This is a genomic window from Ignavibacteriota bacterium (genome assembly GCA_019637995.1).
Classification (GTDB): Bacteria; Bacteroidota; Ignavibacteria; order Kapaibacteriales; family UBA2268; genus JANJTB01.
This window is the reverse complement of sequence record JAHBUQ010000004.1, coordinates 76,383-93,373: the sequence shown is the minus strand read 5'-3', so window position 1 is coordinate 93,373 and position 16,991 is coordinate 76,383. Positions and strand designations below refer to the sequence as shown.

The following is a 16,991-nucleotide window of genomic DNA, read 5'->3' as shown; positions in this document are numbered from 1 at the left end:
CTACCAGCTACTACCTAGTTTTATTTTGACTTCCCAATTCTTGGCATCCTGAGAATTAGCCAAAACATTATTTGTTGAGGCTTTTGATAGCTGAAGGACGAAATTAGACCAGAACGGATTTGTAGAAAATTCCGAAGCAGGAATATCAATTGTGATTTGATTGTTACTCGATAAATCAGCAACAGTACCACCTACAGTCCAGCTTATGCCACCATAAAGCTGTCCTGAAAGCCTTAATGTTGCCTCTCCTAAATTCATCGAGCCACCTTGAAAATCAAATTCGGCACTATTTATAACCCCTGTATTCATCAGTAACTCAGATAATGCTTTCGTCGCAAAATTTGAAACTCCTGAAGCAAAACCTTCATTTAGAATATTATTGCCCCCAACAGTGTTTCCGGTTTTTGTTCTGCCCATAACAAGCAAATACAATGCGTCTTCATTTATTTGATCTGAAGATCCGGTCGCTTCTACTCCATCAATGAAATATGTAAAATTGATAGTTGGATTATCCTTATAACCTTTAATTGTCATTCTCACAAGAAATTGCTTTCTCAGATCATTTTCCGCCATGGTGCCGGAGTAAGAAGCAGTCAAGTTTAAATAAGGATTCTCAATACTGCCTGTTGGAAAATTAATTGTACCGGAAGTCGCAAATTGTTTCCACGATTTAATTGTTGATTGATCTCTAACGACAACTTCGCCAAATAACTGTGCCTCCTGCTGGTCTCTGTTTTTAACATATCTTAATGCCTGAGACCTGTCGGGTGTACCAATTACAGCATACATCGAGCCAATCAAATCCATATCCATTTCTACTATAAACTGTCCCGAAATCTTTGCTGTAAGATTATAATTAATTAAATCTGCTATACTTGGAGCTAATTTATCATCAATATTTCTATCGGTGCTTACTGTATCACGCATTGTTGTTGATTGAAGTCTTACATTATCCCCGATAGTCTGATAAGTGAAATATGTTCTTACAGCCTGCCGCTTTTGCTCAAGAGGCATTTTTAAATGTGCATAAATAATATTGGCATCACCTTCAAGATTAGGTTTATCTAATGTACCATAAAATCTAAGTGGATTTGCGTCTGTAGAGACAATAAAATCACCATATAAATCAGGCATCGGTATCATAGTTGCATCGCTCATTACAAGTAATCTGTCAGCTTGCATACTTATGTCTATCATTCCGACTTCAAACCCAGACTTTTCAATGAATCCGCTTGCACTTGCACGTCCTATTCTTCCAAATTTTGAATCTTCCGGAATATTTCTGAGATTAATTTTAGTCAGATTTATCTTATCTTTATTGAAGTCAACTTCAATTTCGGCGAGATAATTGATATTAGTATTTTCCAGATTGAATCTTGCATTATTCGATTTAGCCGAACCTGAGTAAGTAATCCCCTCAGAAATATTGCCTTCAACTACCAGATTTGCTTCTAAAAAGCCGGTCATATCCTTTGTGCCGGTTGCAAACGGTGCAATTATTTCAAGAGGCATATTACTTGTTTTTAATCGGATGTCAAATTGTTTGTCAGGGTCAAATCTCTGTAAATCAGGGTTTAACCCAAGATATAGTGGCAAATAGTTAATATCAATGCCGATTATTTTTTGATTATCTAATGCAGGAGATTTTATTTCTACAAAACCATGACTGTAAGTTTTGTTGTGAATTAAACGACTATTGAGAGTTCCCAATCTGTAATTACTGAATATTACGCTATCAGCATGAATAGCAGTGATAATTCTTGGTTCGTTGAGGTCGCCGTTAACTCTTATTCTAAGTGAATCCAAATTAAATCTTGTGTTTGAATATTTCTTGCGCGTATCTTCATCAACAAGTATCAAAAAATCGGTAACAGGTACATTCGTTATAAGCAGATTAATATTCTCAGCTATGTCATCACGAATTGCTCCACTCAACGAAATTCTTTCACCATCTGAGCGATTTAGGTTCATTTGCATAATTTCGATTGTATTTGGCGAAGAACTAATCAGCATTTGGTCTGTTAGTTGCCAATTAAGTAGATTATTATAACCAATTTCTAATGTATCTGCTTTGAGTATCAAATCGGAAAATCCTATTTCAACGCTGCCTTCAGAGCGAATAGCAATAGTAGAATTTAGTACAGAACCGATTTTAAATTGCGCTGTGGTTCCATCGAAAACTATTGCGGAGTATGTATTAGATAACTCCAGATCGTTAATTTTTAGTGATGATGTGGTATCCAGATTCAAAACGAAATTTTCCAATTTTGTTAATGAGTCATTGAGATTACTTATAAGTCTGCCTTTAAAGGATAAATCATCAGTTCTAATTTTTAAATCAGGAGTTTGAATATCAGTAAAACCAATTTTAAGTGTATCAATAAATATCGAGCTCATTTCTGATTCGGAGATATATCGCAAATCCATCTTTATACCACTGTAAATACTCATGGAATCAAGGAAAAGATTTATTGGCGATATATCATTGAAATCAAATTTGATTATAGCATCAATTTGAGGATATTCAGTGATTTTTTTATACTCTTTTACAATTTTCAATGTATCTGATAAAAGTAGTTTTTGTGGATTGAATGATTCAACTTTTTCGACAATAAAATCAGCTAAATAAATACCCTGCAAAGCAATATTATCAATAAGCGAGGATAATTGGTATTTTCCTGATATGTAAAGATTAAAAAAGTCGGATGTTATGTTGATTTTCCGATTGTTGCTATCCAGATTATCTAAATCTGATGCTAAATTGAAAGGTAAAAATGCACGGTCATCAAATTCTAATGCCTCAAAATCTGCATTTATTTTTCCTGCAATATTATCAATTTCAAATCCTTTCATATCAATATCAATATCTGCACTGACATAATCAGGAAAAGTATTCTGGTGTAGAATTTTTTTAAGATTAATTTCACTCAATTTCAAATTTAAAATATATTCAGGATAATCAATATCTGATAAGTTTAAACTTCCTGATAAACTTAAATTTTCATCAGTACTTGTCTCGCTGTCTCCAACATACTTTTTATCAGGGAAATTGATTTTTAATGAATTTACTACAAAATTACTGTGTGCTGTATTCAAATCTAAATTCACATTTTTGAATTTTATATCAAACATCTCAGAATCATACAAATCAGCAACCAAAAAAGAATTCAAACTGTTTAAATCTATTCCTGAGCCTTTAAAATTAATCTTTCCATTAATTTTTCCATTCAATGAATTATTCTTAGCTAATTTTGCAGGATTTAAGGACTTTATACTCACATTGGCAAAATAGCGCATAGGTTCCCTGCCGTAATTAATTCCGGCTTTTCCGCTCAAATCTCCTATTCCTGTCTTCAGGTCCAAGTCTATATAAACGCTGTCAAGAAAGCCATGAACATAAAGCCTTTTTGCTGTTGCAAAGTTATAGTCGGGAATACCCGACAAATCCAAACTTTTCAAAGTATTGATTATGTCGCTTCTTGTGAATTCCGAATTATCCAAAGATAATTCATATTCAAAGAAGTCAATATCAAGTAAATTTTGTAAATTACCGGAAATCTTTACATCCGATTTTCCGGTAACTAATCTAAGACGATTGACGTCCAAATCGTTAAGAGTTCCTTCGGCATCAATATAAATATCTGATTTTGTACCGAAACTTATCGGTATTACAGCAAACTTATAAATTTCTTTGTCGCCAATATTGTAACCTTTAATTGAAGCTTCAAAATATGCTTTGTTCAGGTCAGGTTTCTCTTCACCGAAGACATCAAAACTTGTCATTTGTACATTAATATCAAATTCAGAATCATTTAATTTTGTACTTAAATCTTTAGCATAAATTACTTCCGGACTTACATTGAATTTTCCTGAAAACTGCTTAATATCCAACTCCGAATGTATTTCCTTGCCTCTTAATTTCCTGATATGAGTGTAAAATTCGTTTTTACTTAAATTTACTTCTGCTGACAAGACCAAATCAAATTCATTAAGCAAAATATGACTGTAATCCATTGTTTCAAAATTTATAAATGTTTGAGTTGAATCATAATATATAAATTCAGCATTTTTAAATTCAATATGCTTTGCTTTAATAAATAGATTTGTAGTCTCTGTTTCAGTTGTATCTGTACTTGGAAATGCTATTTTATCATAATTCCATATACTGTCCTGCATACTTCTGAGAATTCTGATCTTGGGCTTGTCTAAAATAAGTCTGTTGACAATAATTTTATTTTCCAGAAGCGGCTCATAATTTATGTTGACAGTCAGAACAGGAACATTTGCGAGAGTATCACCTGCGGTTATAAGTCTAACTCCATAAAGCTTAATACCTGACGGATTCCATAAAGAAATATCATCAATTTCGATATCTGCTACAAGCTCTTTATTCACAAAATTCAGTACATTCGAAATTACAAAATTTCTAAAAAACCGAAATTGAGACAAAACAATTAGGATTATACTGACAAAAGTAAATAGAAAAATCAAATACAGTAAAACTCTCAGGATTCTTTTCCCGAAAGATTTCTTCTCTGACTTGTTTTTTGTGCTGCTTTCTTCTGTCATGTATATTAAAAATAATACTGCATTAAATTATTAAAAAATATGCCTATGAAATATGAAAGACGCAATTTTATGATAATGATTTGAATTTAATCTGAAATGTGCAATTCATTTGTTTAACATGAAGCAATATTTTGCTATTTTTGTAGTTATAAAAAAAACAATTTAGTTATAATAATTATAAATGCTTATGACAGAGTCATTCTTTACAAAATTTAGAAATAATATAATTGGCATAAACAGCGAAATTGACTGTCCTGACGGCAATTCGCGAAAAATACTTTATGCAGACTGGACTGCAAGTGGACGATGCTACAAGCCGATTGAAGATATAATTACAAATAAATTACTGCCTTTTATTGCTAATACCCATACTGACACCAACTCAACAGGAGCCGGTATGACATATGCTTATCATAAAGCTCAGAAAATCATCAAAAAACATGTAAATGCTGGTTCTGATGATATCTTGATTTCAGCAGGCACCGGAATGACAGGTGTAGTCAACAAATTACAGAGAATTCTTGGTCTGAGAGTGCACGAAAAGTACAAATCTTGTATTGATGTCTCCCCTGCAGACAAACCAGTTGTTTTCATAACCCACATGGAGCATCATTCCAATCAAACAAGCTGGATAGAAACAATCGCAGATGTTGTTATTATTGAACCTAATGCTGAAGGATTAGTGGATTTGGAGAATTTTGCAAATTTACTTGAAGAGTATTCAGAACGAACTTTAAAAATTGCGGCTGTAACTTCATGCTCAAACGTCACCGGTATTTTTTCTCCTTACTATGAAATTGCAAAAATAATTCACAAAGTCGGCGGATACTGCTTTGTGGACTTTGCATGCTCTGCACCGTATATCAATATAGATATGCACCCTGAAGATAATGATGCCAGACTCGATGCGATATATTTTTCGCCTCATAAATTTTTAGGAGGTCCCGGAAGTGCCGGCGTGTTGATTTTCAATAAAGCTCTGTACAAAAATTCTGTTCCCGATAATCCCGGTGGCGGTACAGTCGAATGGACTAACCCTTGGATGGAGCATAAATATATTAATGATATCGAAATGCGTGAAGATGGCGGTACTCCGGGTTTTTTGCAAACTATGCGTACAGCACTCTCCATCAAATTGAAAGAAGCTATGGGAGTGGAGAATATTCTTAAGCGTGAGCACGAAATTCTTGAAATTATGTGGAATAAACTATCAAATATTGCCAATATTCATATACTTGCTTCTAATATTAAAGAAAGGTTGGGAGTTGTTTCATTTTATATTGATAATTTGCATTTTAATTTAGGTGTTAAAATTTTAAACGACAGATTTGGAATTCAGACCCGCGGAGGCTGCTCCTGTGCCGGTACTTACGGACATTACCTGCTGAATGTGAATCCTAATCAGTCCAGCCAAATCACTTGCAAAATTAACGAAGGTGATTACTCCGACAAACCCGGCTGGATTCGTGCTTCGATTCATCCTACGATGACTGACTTTGAAATCAATCAACTTTGTGACAGTATAATCGCTCTTGCAGAAAATTATGAAGAATGGTCTAAGGATTATACATTCGACAAGGCAAAGGGCATTATAAGACATATTTCTCAGCAGGAAGAATCAATTATTAAGCATATTGACAATGCTTTTAATGAATTATAAAACGATTTTTTTGAATTTCCTTTAAAGATATAGCGTAGTAAAAATGAATGTTATCAGCACAAAAGATGATATTTTCGAACTTTTGAAGCCGGACGGAGGAAAGTTTGGAGTTGAATCTTTGAGCGATTCATATAAATTTTGCAAAAAAGTTACTTACGGTCATTACGAAAATTTTCCGGTTGGTTCATTATTGATTCCAAAGTATAACCGAAATTATTTTTACTCAATCTATACATTTTCAAGATTTGCAGATGATATTGCTGACGAGCTTGATTATGAAGACAAAGCTATAAAAATATCTTCTCTTGAAAAATTATCTGATATGATTGAAAGTTATAATCCAGACGATTTTATAATAAAAAATCCACTCCTTTTTGCTCTGAGAGATACAATTCTCAACAAAGAATTACCTTACGAGCCTTTCAGAAAGTTAATAACTGCATTTATTATGGACAGCGATTTTAGTCAGCCCGAATCTATGGATGACAACATCAATTACTGTAAATATTCTGCAAATCCGGTTGGGGAATTAGTGCTTAGACTTTTTGATAATTATGATTCGCAAACAGCCTTACTTTCAGATTCGATTTGTACGGGTTTGCAATTAGTAAATTTCTGGCAGGATATTTCTGTTGATATTGATAAAAAAAGGATATACCTTCCGAATGATATTTTACAAAAATATGATATTGACAAAAAAACACTTTTTAACAGCCCGTCGGAAGCCAAACTGGAAGCGTGTTTACAAGAAATTTATGAAAAGACAGAAAATTTTTTTATTTTTGGTAGTGAATTAAGTAACTATATTAAAAACAAAAGATTAAAATATGAAATAAAATTGACAGTAGAAAGTGGCAAGTTTATACTTGAAAAGGTAAGAAAATTAGGAATTAAAATCACTTTCATACGTCCTAAGCTAAATAAGACAGATTTTATACTGTTATTTTTCAAAATATTTTTTTCTAAATAATGTTAATTAACAATGGATGCATTAACTCAAGAGCAGTTAGCAAGTTATGAAAAGGTTGATCCGCCTAATGTAGAAAAATCAAACTTTTTGTACTCATTTTCCCTTCTTCCTAAAGAAGAAAGAATGGCTATTAATACTGTTTATGCATTCTGCAGTTATATTGATGATATAGTTGACAGCACACCCAATATTAACAAAAAAGCAATTTTAAAGAAACTTGACAGGCTTTCCTGGTGGGAGAATGAAATTGAAAACATTTATTCGGGCTCTGTTAAATCACCTGTGATGTTGCCATTTGTGGGTTTGATTAATCGTTTCGAGATTCCGAAACAATACTTTCTGACTCTGATAGATGGCGTAAGACGCGACCTTTTACAGTTTCGGTATGCAAATTTCGATGAACTTAAAGATTATTGCTACAGCGTAGCAAGCGTTGTAGGACTTATAAGTATTGAAATTTTTGGACATAAGTACGAAGAAACCAAGAATTATGCTATAAATCTTGGTTATGCACTTCAACTTACAAATATTATGCGGGATGTTAAGTTCGATAAAGACCGCGGGTATATTTATCTTCCGCTTGATGAACTTGAAAAGTTCAATTATTCTGAATCAGATATTATCAAAGAAATATATAATGAAAATTTTGTGAACTTGATGAATTTTCAAGCAGATCGTGCAAGAGAATATTACCACAGAGCGAGAATGTATCTTAAACCTGATGAGAAGACAACTATTGTGGCTGCTGAAATTATGGATTCGATTTATTTCAGACTTCTTGAAAAGATTGAACTTCAGGAGTTTGATGTTTACGGACCGAAGAAAATTCGTGTTTCGACAGCGCATAAGCTAATAATGACACTCAAGCATTGGCTGTCTGTCAATATGTTTATTCGCAGAATAAAAAAACATTAATGCGTTCAATTCGTAATATTAAAAATATTTTGAAATTTTTTAATTAGATTATTTAGTAACTTATTTTTTTGAGATTTATAATGCATATTGAATTTACAGCTGAAGAATTACAAGAGGTAGAACATTATATTTCAAAGTATCCTGAGAAAAAGGCTGCTATAATGCCTGTACTCTGGATGGCACAGAAGAAATGGGGTTGGCTCTCCATTGATGTGATGACTTATGTAGGCAAATTGCTTGATTTGCCTTTATCGCATGTTGAGGGGGTTGCTTCATTTTATACTATGTATTTCAAAAAACCAATGGGAAAATACCATATTCAGGTTTGCACGAATGTATCTTGTATGCTTCGCAAAGGCGATGAAATCTACCGCCATGTATCTGAAAGATTAGGTATCGGACATAACGAAAGAAGCGAAGACGGATTTTTCTCACTTGAAGAAGTTGAATGTATGGGTGCATGCGGCGGAGCGCCTATGATTGCTGTAAATGAAGACTTCTTTGAGAACGTTGATATTGAAAAAATTGATGATTTATTAAATAATTTAAAATAATTTGTGACTTTTTTCAATTTAGTGTGTCTATATATATAGATATTTTTGACAAAAATTGATTTTAATTGAATGAGTAGCATATTTAGACATAGTATTTTTTCTAAACTATTCCTGATTATAGCAGGTTTGGTGTACTTTTTGAATTATATATATTCAAATGTGCTGCCTCAAATCCTCTCTCTATCTCCGCAGGAAGTATTAAAAAACCTTAGTCTTTGGAAACTTGTTACTTTCCCGTTTGCTCCGGGTGGCTTAGAATCTGTGGCTCTTTTTGCATTTGTGTTTTATTTTATCTCCAGTAAGCTTGAGAGTTATATTGAAGGACTGAAATATCCATTATGGCTTTTTATGCTGACACTGCTTCAGGGCTGTATTCTGACTCTGGTTTTTATTAATTCCAATGTAGTCATAGCAGGTATGGACGGGATATCATTCTATGTTCTTGTTGTTTATGCATTATTACGCTCAAAAGACAAAATCAATTTTCTTAATTTCCCTCCAATGCCAATAATTGCATTTTCACTTTTGCTTGGTTTTCTGTGGTTTGGTTTGAAATTAGTAAATTTTTCAACTACGGGAAACGATAGTGCATTTTTCTCGGCAATCGGCTCTTCACTGTTTGGGATAACTGCGGGTCTCATACATTACCTACAAATCAGGTTATCCGGTCTCAGCTCCTTACATCGAGGAATTTCGCGGGAACATCCTGATATTAAGTTGCCATCTCCTGAAGAACTAAGTATTGCACATTCAACCTCAAATCCAAGAATGAGAAAGTACTATCAATCAAGTCGCTATGATCAGCCCGATGAAGAAGAATACTTGCTTAGCAACGATATGGATGAAAATGAAGATAAGCTTAACCAAATCCTCGATAAAATTTCACTTAGTGGCAAAGATTCTCTGACCACGCTCGAAAGACGATTCCTTACAGAGTATTCAAAGCGACTTGAAAGCCAGTAAACAATGCTTTCTATGACACATCAAATCAAAAAACTCAAAATGAGATTATCTCTTAAATTCTTCATCGCATCTATTTTATTTGTTGCTCTTACCGCCTGTGAATGTGTGCCTGATATTGATACTCCAAAAATTATTTCTCCGGAAAATTACAGCTACGCAGCAATGATAAATGCTATACCCGACAGGGAAAACCTTGTAATAGAATCAGACGATATTCCATTATTTTACGGAGTTTCATATTCAGGTGGAACTCATTATTACCAAAAAATAAATTCAGCAAATTCATTTTTGAGATTAATAGATTCAGACAGCCAACTGTCATTATTTAATATGCCAATCAATCTTACGAAACTCAAGCATTATTCAATAATATTTTATGGTTTTAGAAATTCTGCTAAAGCACTAATTATTGATGATGAGCCTGCTTTTGAAAAAAATGGTGCATTTTTCAGAATTATTCATACTGCTGTTGATGCCCAGAATTTTACTTTTCAAGTAAGCGGACCTCAAAATTTTGATTTTGATATTGGTTTCAAATCTTTCTCTGAGCTTACTCAAATCGTACCGGGAAATTATAATATTAAACTAATAAATATCCAAAATCAAATTGTTAGTGAAAGCCAGTTTAATATCGAAAGCAATAAGATTTATAATTTTGTACTGAAGGGTACTCAGAACCTTCTTCCATCAAAACCATTATTTATTGATGCAGCGATAATTAATAAAGAAAATTAATCATTTTTTACCCTTCAATTAATTCCTGATATAGATTTTCATATTTAGGAATAATTTTTTCACATGCAAATTTTTCTTCAGCAATTTTCCTTGCAGTTTCAGAGAATTTCGCCCATTTTTTATCATTGCTTAATAAACCTATGACATATTTTGCCATACGCTCAATATCTCCAAACTCAGCTACATAACCGCTTTCTCCATGTATGACCACTTCAGGAATACCTCCAATATTTGATGCTACAACAGGAGTTCCGCAGCTCATAGCCTCTAATGCCGACAAGCCAAAACTTTCCGATTGACTGGGAAGAAGGAAAATATCTGCAGCTGAGAGTAAATCAACCAATGCGTGCTGCTTTCCAAGGAACTTTACGTGCTCGGAAACTCCAAGCTCGCGGCTAAGTTTTTCTGCATCAGACCTTTCTGGACCATCGCCTACAAGTATCAATTTTGTTGGGATATGCTTAAGCACTTCAGCAAGAATTCTTACAGTATCCTGAACACGCTTTACAGGTCTGAAATTTGAAATATGAATGAGAATTTTTTCGCCATTTGGTGCGATACTTTTTTTAATATGAGTGCAGGGATTTCGTTTATATTCATCTAAATCAATGAAATTATAAATTACATTGATTTTCTTCTCAGGATTGAAGTGCTGTTCTGTATTTGTACGGAGATATTGCGAAACAGCAGTAACAGCATCAGAATTATCCAATGAGTATTTAATTAAAGGATGAAATGCCGGCTCTAAACCAACAAGTGTAATATCTGTCCCGTGTAACGTCGTTACAAGTTTGATATTTGTATCTTTCAAAATGTTCTTTGAAATTATTCCGCTGATGGCATGAGGAATCGCATAATGAGCATGAATAATGTCAAGCTTTTCGTACTTGACAACATCAATTATCTTGCCTGCGAGTGCAAGAGTATATAAATTATGTTCGAACAGCGGATAATGAGGTATCTCTACCTCATGAAAAAAAATATTGTCTAAAAATCTGTTAAGCCGCATTGGGCTTTCATAACTTATAAAATGGATTTCATGACCACGGGCGGCTAATTTTACTCCAAGCTCGGTTGCAACTATACCACTGCCACCGAATGTAGGATAACAAACTATTCCAATTTTCATTTAATTTTCTCGATTTGATAATGAGTGATACTAAAATAATTGATAAATACTATACTATAGCAGAGCCGGCAAACGCCGAAATTAAAATAAAAGGCTCTGCTTTCATAGCAAATGCTTTTCATGCATCTGACATAAATTCTGCCGGAGAAACTGTCAAAGAAATTCGGGCAAAATATTTCGATGCTTCTCATAATTGCTTTGCATATCGTATCGGATTCGACGGTAATGAGTATCGTGCTTCTGACGACGGAGAACCCTCAGGAACTGCCGGAAAACCAATACTTTTTATGATAAATAAATACGAACTTAGTGATATACTTGTTGTTGTAACAAGATATTTCGGTGGTACTAAGCTTGGAGTTGGCGGCTTGGTTCGTGCATACTCAGATTCTGCCGAAGCCGTTCTTCAAATTGTCAACCGAAAAATCATTCACAGAACAAGAAAATTCTATATTCGTCTTAATTATGAAGACGTTTCGATGGTTAAAAAATTGATTGAAAGGCAGGCTGTTAGTTTTGATGAAAATTATACAGATGTTGTTGAATTCACTGTTAATATTCTTCTATCGGAAGCCGATAAGTTCATCGGTCTGATTTATAGTCAGACAAATGGCAGAATAGAACCTGTGGAAATTTAGATACTTAGCGACTTGGTTGATGTTTTGGGTACAAAATCTTGAATATACAATGGTTCATAAGTTTCAGCATCTGTAAACATTTTGTCTTCAAAAAGCCGGTAAGCATACTTTGAGATAAACGATACTTTAGGTAAAATAAAATCTTTCAGATATATATAGCCACTTGCAATATTAGCTCCTGAACCGACTAAAATAGTTTTTTCCGGTAAAAAATTACTCGCTTCCTCAATTTTAAGTAAATATATTTCGCTGACTGTGAGGTCTTCGACAGATAAATTCTGAAGATAAACCTGACCTGCATTAGATTTAATAATTGAGCTGATATTTTTCGCTGATACGAGTTTTGCTGTTTCAAGTGCAGAATATGCATAAGCACTTAGACTTTCCACAGCTATCAACTTAGTATCACTACCGAAACAAATCCCCTTTGCAATTGATGCAGAAATCCTCAATCCGGTAAAAGAGCCGGGGCCGGCAGAAACAGCAACAGCAGATAATTCATCATAGCTTATTTTCATATCCTTCATTAAGCTTTTGATGAGTTCAGCCATTAGTTTGTCGTGAAGATTTTTTCCAAAATAATTCACCTCTGCAATGATTTCATCATTCAGGGAGATTGCCACACCGCAATTATTTTCAGAACTTTCCAGCGATAATATATAATTTGCATCTTTCATCTTACAAAAATAATTAAATTATGTTAAAATAATCATACATACGTTAATTATATCAATAATTGATTTAAATTTTCATTTAATAATTTCATTGAGGTAAGTAAGATGTTTTCAACAATTGACGAATTTTTAGCTGAATGGGCTAATGAATGTCAGGCAACAATGCGTATTTTTAAAGAGTTAACAGATCAGTCACTAAGTCAAAAAGGATATGAAGATGGCAGAACATTAGGATTTTTAGCATGGCACATTACAAATACTATAGGCGAAATGATGAGCAAAGCCGGTTTGGATGTAACTGTTTCAGAAAAACATTATGACGAACCTGAATCAGTAGAGCAAATTATATCTGAATATGAAAAACAATCACAAGCTATGGTCAAATCTATGAATGAAAAGTGGACAAATGAAACCCTTGATGAAGACTTCAATATGTATGGTGAAACTTGGAAAGGAAAAATGATTCTTAGTGCATTAATCAAACATGAAATTCATCATAGGGCTCAAATGACTGTTCTGATGCGACAGGCAGGATTAAAAGTACCCGGAGTTTATGGTCCTTCCAAGGAAGAGTGGTCTGCATATGGTGCTCCGGCTATGAAGTAATTCAAACTTATTCGTTAATATCGTGAATTATCAAAGAGGCTGTCCCATAATCATCAAAAATCTCAAATTTGTTATTATGAGCCAGCCTCGATATTCATCATTTCATTAATTCTTTAACTTTATATTCTGCATTGATTAAAGCATCTTTTGCCGACATTTTTCCATAAATAACCTGCACGGCAGCATCTTCAAGAATTTCTTCAATTTCCAGCCATTTAGGATGAACCGGTGTCATTCTTGCACTTTCAAGTTGCTTGGCAAAGATTAATCTATCGGGTTGTGTGCTATAGAATTCATCATTATAATAATTCTTATCAGCCGGAAAACCGGCTTCAATTACCTGCTTGCAGAATTCGATTGAATTCTTTCCGTCTGTCATAAATCTCACAAACTTTTCAGATAATTCCGTATTTTGAGAATTATTGCTTACTGCGAGATATTCACCTCCGGCAAAAGAAATGCCCTGATTGCCATTCACGCCTGGAACTGTCATTACCTTATAGTTCAGATTCGGATTCTCGTTTTTAATTTTCTCAAGAAGCCAACCTCCTGAAATCCAGAAAGCTACTTTCCCGTCAACAAATGCGGCATCAATCTGTCTTTGTGTTTCGATGAGACCTATTCTGCTTAGTTCAGCATATTTATCAAGAGCAAGTGCACTTTCTTTTGAATTAAAAACTGGTTTATTGTTACAATCAAGAATATCGCCACCATAAGACCAAATCATAGAAACAATTTTTTTGTAAAGTCTGTGCCTGTCAGAGCCGTTTGCACCCCAGCCGTAAATACCTTTTTGTTCATTGATTACGCTTGCTTCAGCTGTGATTTTGTTAATATCCGATAGTGACGCTTCGTCAAGATTAACTAAATCCGTGTTATAAAATAGTACCCGTGTATCAACTATCCATGGTAAAGCATAGAGTTTTGTTTCATAGTAAGCAGGATTGAGTGAAAATTCAATGAAATTCTCAATCCCCATCTCATCATCCCTAAGTTGTTTTAGAACACCTGAAGAACTAAACTGAGCAACCCAATCGGATCCGAGCTCAAGAACATCCGGAGGATTACCTGCATTAAATGCGGCAAATAATTTTGTTTTGCCATCTCCCCAACTAAGTTCGGTCATTTCGACTTTACAATTATTTTCGGCTTCGAACTGCTCGACAAGTGATTTAATTGCTACCCTTTGATTTGGCTCACTCCAGAAATGCCAGAATTTGATTGTATTTTCAGATTTTGGGCTTTCACCGGGTTTATCATCACATGATAAAAGTGAGAAAAATAAAAAAGTAATGAGTAGAATTAATATTTTATTTAGCATATTTATCTCCAAAAAAATAACTATTTTCGATTGTGGAAAAAAAATTTTCACAATATAACATATTTTTTAAAGAATACTTTTAACAAATTGTAATAAATAGGTATCTTTGCTATAAATTTTTAACCAAAAATAAAATATATTTATTATAATGGCAAAAAAGCAGAAGAAAAGTAAAGAGACTAAGTATATATTTATTACCGGTGGTGTACTTTCATCACTTGGTAAAGGTATAGCTTCAGCATCTCTAAGCTTGATACTCAAGCAAATGGGGTTTGATGTTACAATTATGAAACTTGACCCTTATATTAATGTTGACCCGGGAACTATGAATCCGTTTCAGCATGGTGAAGTTTTTGTAACTGATGACGGAGCCGAGACCGACCTTGATTTAGGTCATTACGAAAGATTTCTGGGCTGTTCGCTCAACAAAAACAACAACCATACTACAGGTCAGGTATATTTCGAAGTGATTACCAAAGAGAGAAAAGGACATTACTTAGGCAAGACTGTACAGGTAATTCCTCATATAACCGACGAAATAAAGCACAGGATAAAGGTTTTCGACGGTGATTTTGATTTTGTTCTTATCGAAATCGGCGGAACTGTGGGTGATATTGAATCTCTTCCTTTCCTTGAGGCTCAAAGACAAATGAATCTTGAGCTGGGTTGGAGAAGAGCAATAAATATTCATTTGACTTATGTTCCTTACATTCAGTCTGCAGGCGAAGTAAAAACCAAACCAACCCAGCATTCTGTTAAAACTTTGATGGAATATGGAATTAAACCGGATATTTTGCTATGCAGGTCAGAATCCAAGATTACAAAGGATGTTAGACAAAAAATTGCACTTTTTTGCAGTGTTGAAGAGAATTCGGTTGTTGATGTTGTTGATGTCGAGCATACAATTTACGAAGTTCCTGTAGCTTTTGCCAAGAAAGGACTTGCTGAGAATGTGTTAAATAAGCTCGGTATGAGAGTTCCTGTGCTGGAATTTGATACCTGGAATAAATTTGTTCAAAGGATAAAAAGTCCGAAATATGAAGTCAAAGTTGCTCTTGTCGGAAAATATACTAAGTATCGTGATTCATACAAGAGTATTATTGAAGCATTCATCCATGCCGGTTCGATTAATAACACAAGAGTTAATCTGGAATTAATTAATTCTGAAACTTTGAACGAATCCAATGCCGCTGAACTACTTAAAGATGTTGAAGGTGTTCTTGTAGGACCCGGATTTGGCAATCGTGGTATTGAAGGAAAAATTTCAGCTATCAAATATATCCGGGAAAATAATATACCATTTTTCGGAATATGCCTTGGAATGCAGTGTGCTGTGATTGAGTTTGCAAGAAATATCTGCGGATTGAAAGAAGCAAATTCTTCTGAGTTCGAGAAAAATGATTTTAATGTTATTGACCTTATGGATGATCAAAAGAAGATAAAAGATAAGGGTGGTACTATGCGACTTGGTGCATATCCCTGCAAATTAATACCTGAAACTAAAGCTTATGCGTCTTATCAAAGTGATCTGATTTCTGAACGTCACAGGCACAGATACGAACTGAATAATAATTTCAGAGAAATACTTGATAAGCACGGTATGATTTTAAGCGGATTGTCCCCGGATGAAAAACTGGTTGAAATTGTCGAGCTGAAAGACCATCCGTGGTTTGTAGGCGTTCAATTCCATCCCGAACTTAAATCAAGAGCAGTTACAGGGCATCCTTTGTTCATAAGTTTCATTAAAGCTGTGCTTCACAGAAAAAAAGAACATTTAAAAGAGAGTTAAAATAATTTTTCAACAAAATTTAGGAGATTTATTATGTTTAGATTATTTATGATTTTATTTATCGCAGGAGCATTGGTTGCTTCATGCAGCAGCAGCAAAGACTCTGCTAAAAAAGAGGAGACAAATATGACAAAGTCAACAACCGGACTTCAATATTTTGATATTGAAGAAGGTACCGGAATAAGCCCGGTAAAAGGTAATACATGCGTTGTGCATTATCATGGTACATTGCTTGACGGCACTGTATTTGACAGCTCAAAAGAAAGAGGACAGCCTTTCGAGTTCCAAATTGGTGAAGGCAGAGTAATTAAAGGTTGGGATGAAGGTGTTATGACTATGAAAATTGGTGGAAAACGTAAACTTGTAATTCCACCGGATTTAGCTTATGGTCCACGCCAAATGGGTTCAATTCCACCTAATTCGACTTTAGTTTTCGAAGTAGAACTTCTTGATATTAAATCAAAATAA

At 34.1% G+C, this 16,991-nt stretch carries 14 protein-coding genes; 10 read left to right on the top strand and 4 right to left on the bottom strand.

Annotated elements, in window-relative coordinates:
- The gene (locus KF896_14685) at nucleotides 1-4,569 is read right to left on the bottom strand and encodes a hypothetical protein (protein MBX3044955.1); all 4,569 of its coding nucleotides are present in this window, start codon (nucleotides 4,567-4,569) and stop codon (nucleotides 1-3) included.
- A 181-nt stretch (nucleotides 4,570-4,750) separates the two neighbouring features.
- Here KF896_14685 and KF896_14680 point away from each other — a divergent pair, with 181 nt between their 5' ends.
- The 6 genes from KF896_14680 (at nucleotide 4,751) to KF896_14655 (ending at nucleotide 10,366) form a co-directional block, all read left to right on the top strand.
- On the top strand, nucleotides 4,751-6,229 hold the full coding sequence (locus KF896_14680) for an aminotransferase class V-fold PLP-dependent enzyme (GenBank protein MBX3044954.1): 1,479 nt from the start codon (nucleotides 4,751-4,753) through the stop codon (nucleotides 6,227-6,229).
- A 43-nt stretch (nucleotides 6,230-6,272) separates the two neighbouring features.
- Nucleotides 6,273-7,199, top strand: a complete 927-nt coding sequence (locus KF896_14675; GenBank protein MBX3044953.1) for a squalene/phytoene synthase family protein — start codon at nucleotides 6,273-6,275, stop codon at nucleotides 7,197-7,199.
- Nucleotides 7,200-7,211: 12 nt separating this feature from the next.
- On the top strand, nucleotides 7,212-8,114 hold the full coding sequence (locus KF896_14670) for a squalene/phytoene synthase family protein (GenBank protein MBX3044952.1): 903 nt from the start codon (nucleotides 7,212-7,214) through the stop codon (nucleotides 8,112-8,114).
- Between the two features lie 80 nt (nucleotides 8,115-8,194).
- A complete protein-coding gene (locus tag KF896_14665; protein ID MBX3044951.1) occupies nucleotides 8,195-8,668 on the top strand; it encodes an NAD(P)H-dependent oxidoreductase subunit E in 474 nt (157 codons plus the stop codon).
- A 138-nt stretch (nucleotides 8,669-8,806) separates the two neighbouring features.
- A complete protein-coding gene (locus KF896_14660; protein ID MBX3044950.1) occupies nucleotides 8,807-9,631 on the top strand; it encodes a rhomboid family intramembrane serine protease in 825 nt (274 codons plus the stop codon).
- A 12-nt stretch (nucleotides 9,632-9,643) separates the two neighbouring features.
- Nucleotides 9,644-10,366, top strand: a complete 723-nt coding sequence (locus tag KF896_14655; protein MBX3044949.1) for a DUF4397 domain-containing protein — start codon at nucleotides 9,644-9,646, stop codon at nucleotides 10,364-10,366.
- Between the two features lie 7 nt (nucleotides 10,367-10,373).
- Here KF896_14655 and bshA read toward each other — a convergent pair whose 3' ends face one another.
- Entirely contained in the window at nucleotides 10,374-11,495 is a 1,122-nt protein-coding gene (gene bshA / locus KF896_14650) for an N-acetyl-alpha-D-glucosaminyl L-malate synthase BshA (protein MBX3044948.1), read from the bottom strand.
- 20 nt (nucleotides 11,496-11,515) lie between these two features.
- On the opposite strand from bshA, the gene KF896_14645 reads away from it, so the two are divergent.
- Nucleotides 11,516-12,133 carry a YigZ family protein gene (locus KF896_14645; GenBank protein ID MBX3044947.1) on the top strand — a complete coding sequence of 206 codons (618 nt, stop codon included), beginning with the start codon at nucleotides 11,516-11,518 and terminating at the stop codon, nucleotides 12,131-12,133.
- Here KF896_14645 and tsaB read toward each other — a convergent pair.
- Nucleotides 12,130-12,810, bottom strand: a complete 681-nt coding sequence (tsaB, locus tag KF896_14640; protein ID MBX3044946.1) for a tRNA (adenosine(37)-N6)-threonylcarbamoyltransferase complex dimerization subunit type 1 TsaB — start codon at nucleotides 12,808-12,810, stop codon at nucleotides 12,130-12,132. The two genes, KF896_14645 and tsaB, sit on opposite strands and share 4 nt — an antisense overlap.
- Nucleotides 12,811-12,912: 102 nt before the next feature.
- On the opposite strand from tsaB, the gene KF896_14635 reads away from it, so the two are divergent.
- Nucleotides 12,913-13,413 carry a DinB family protein gene (locus KF896_14635; GenBank protein MBX3044945.1) on the top strand — a complete coding sequence of 167 codons (501 nt, stop codon included), beginning with the start codon at nucleotides 12,913-12,915 and terminating at the stop codon, nucleotides 13,411-13,413.
- A gap of 97 nt (nucleotides 13,414-13,510) precedes the next feature.
- Here KF896_14635 and KF896_14630 read toward each other — a convergent pair whose 3' ends face one another.
- Nucleotides 13,511-14,734, bottom strand: coding sequence for an extracellular solute-binding protein (locus KF896_14630; protein MBX3044944.1), 1,224 nt, complete (start codon nucleotides 14,732-14,734; stop codon nucleotides 13,511-13,513).
- 148 nt (nucleotides 14,735-14,882) lie between these two features.
- Here KF896_14630 and KF896_14625 point away from each other — a divergent pair, with 148 nt between their 5' ends.
- Together KF896_14625 and KF896_14620 are read left to right on the top strand one after the other, a co-directional pair.
- Entirely contained in the window at nucleotides 14,883-16,523 is a 1,641-nt protein-coding gene (locus KF896_14625) for a CTP synthase (protein MBX3044943.1), read from the top strand.
- A gap of 33 nt (nucleotides 16,524-16,556) precedes the next feature.
- Nucleotides 16,557-16,991 carry an FKBP-type peptidyl-prolyl cis-trans isomerase gene (locus KF896_14620; GenBank protein MBX3044942.1) on the top strand — a complete coding sequence of 145 codons (435 nt, stop codon included), beginning with the start codon at nucleotides 16,557-16,559 and terminating at the stop codon, nucleotides 16,989-16,991.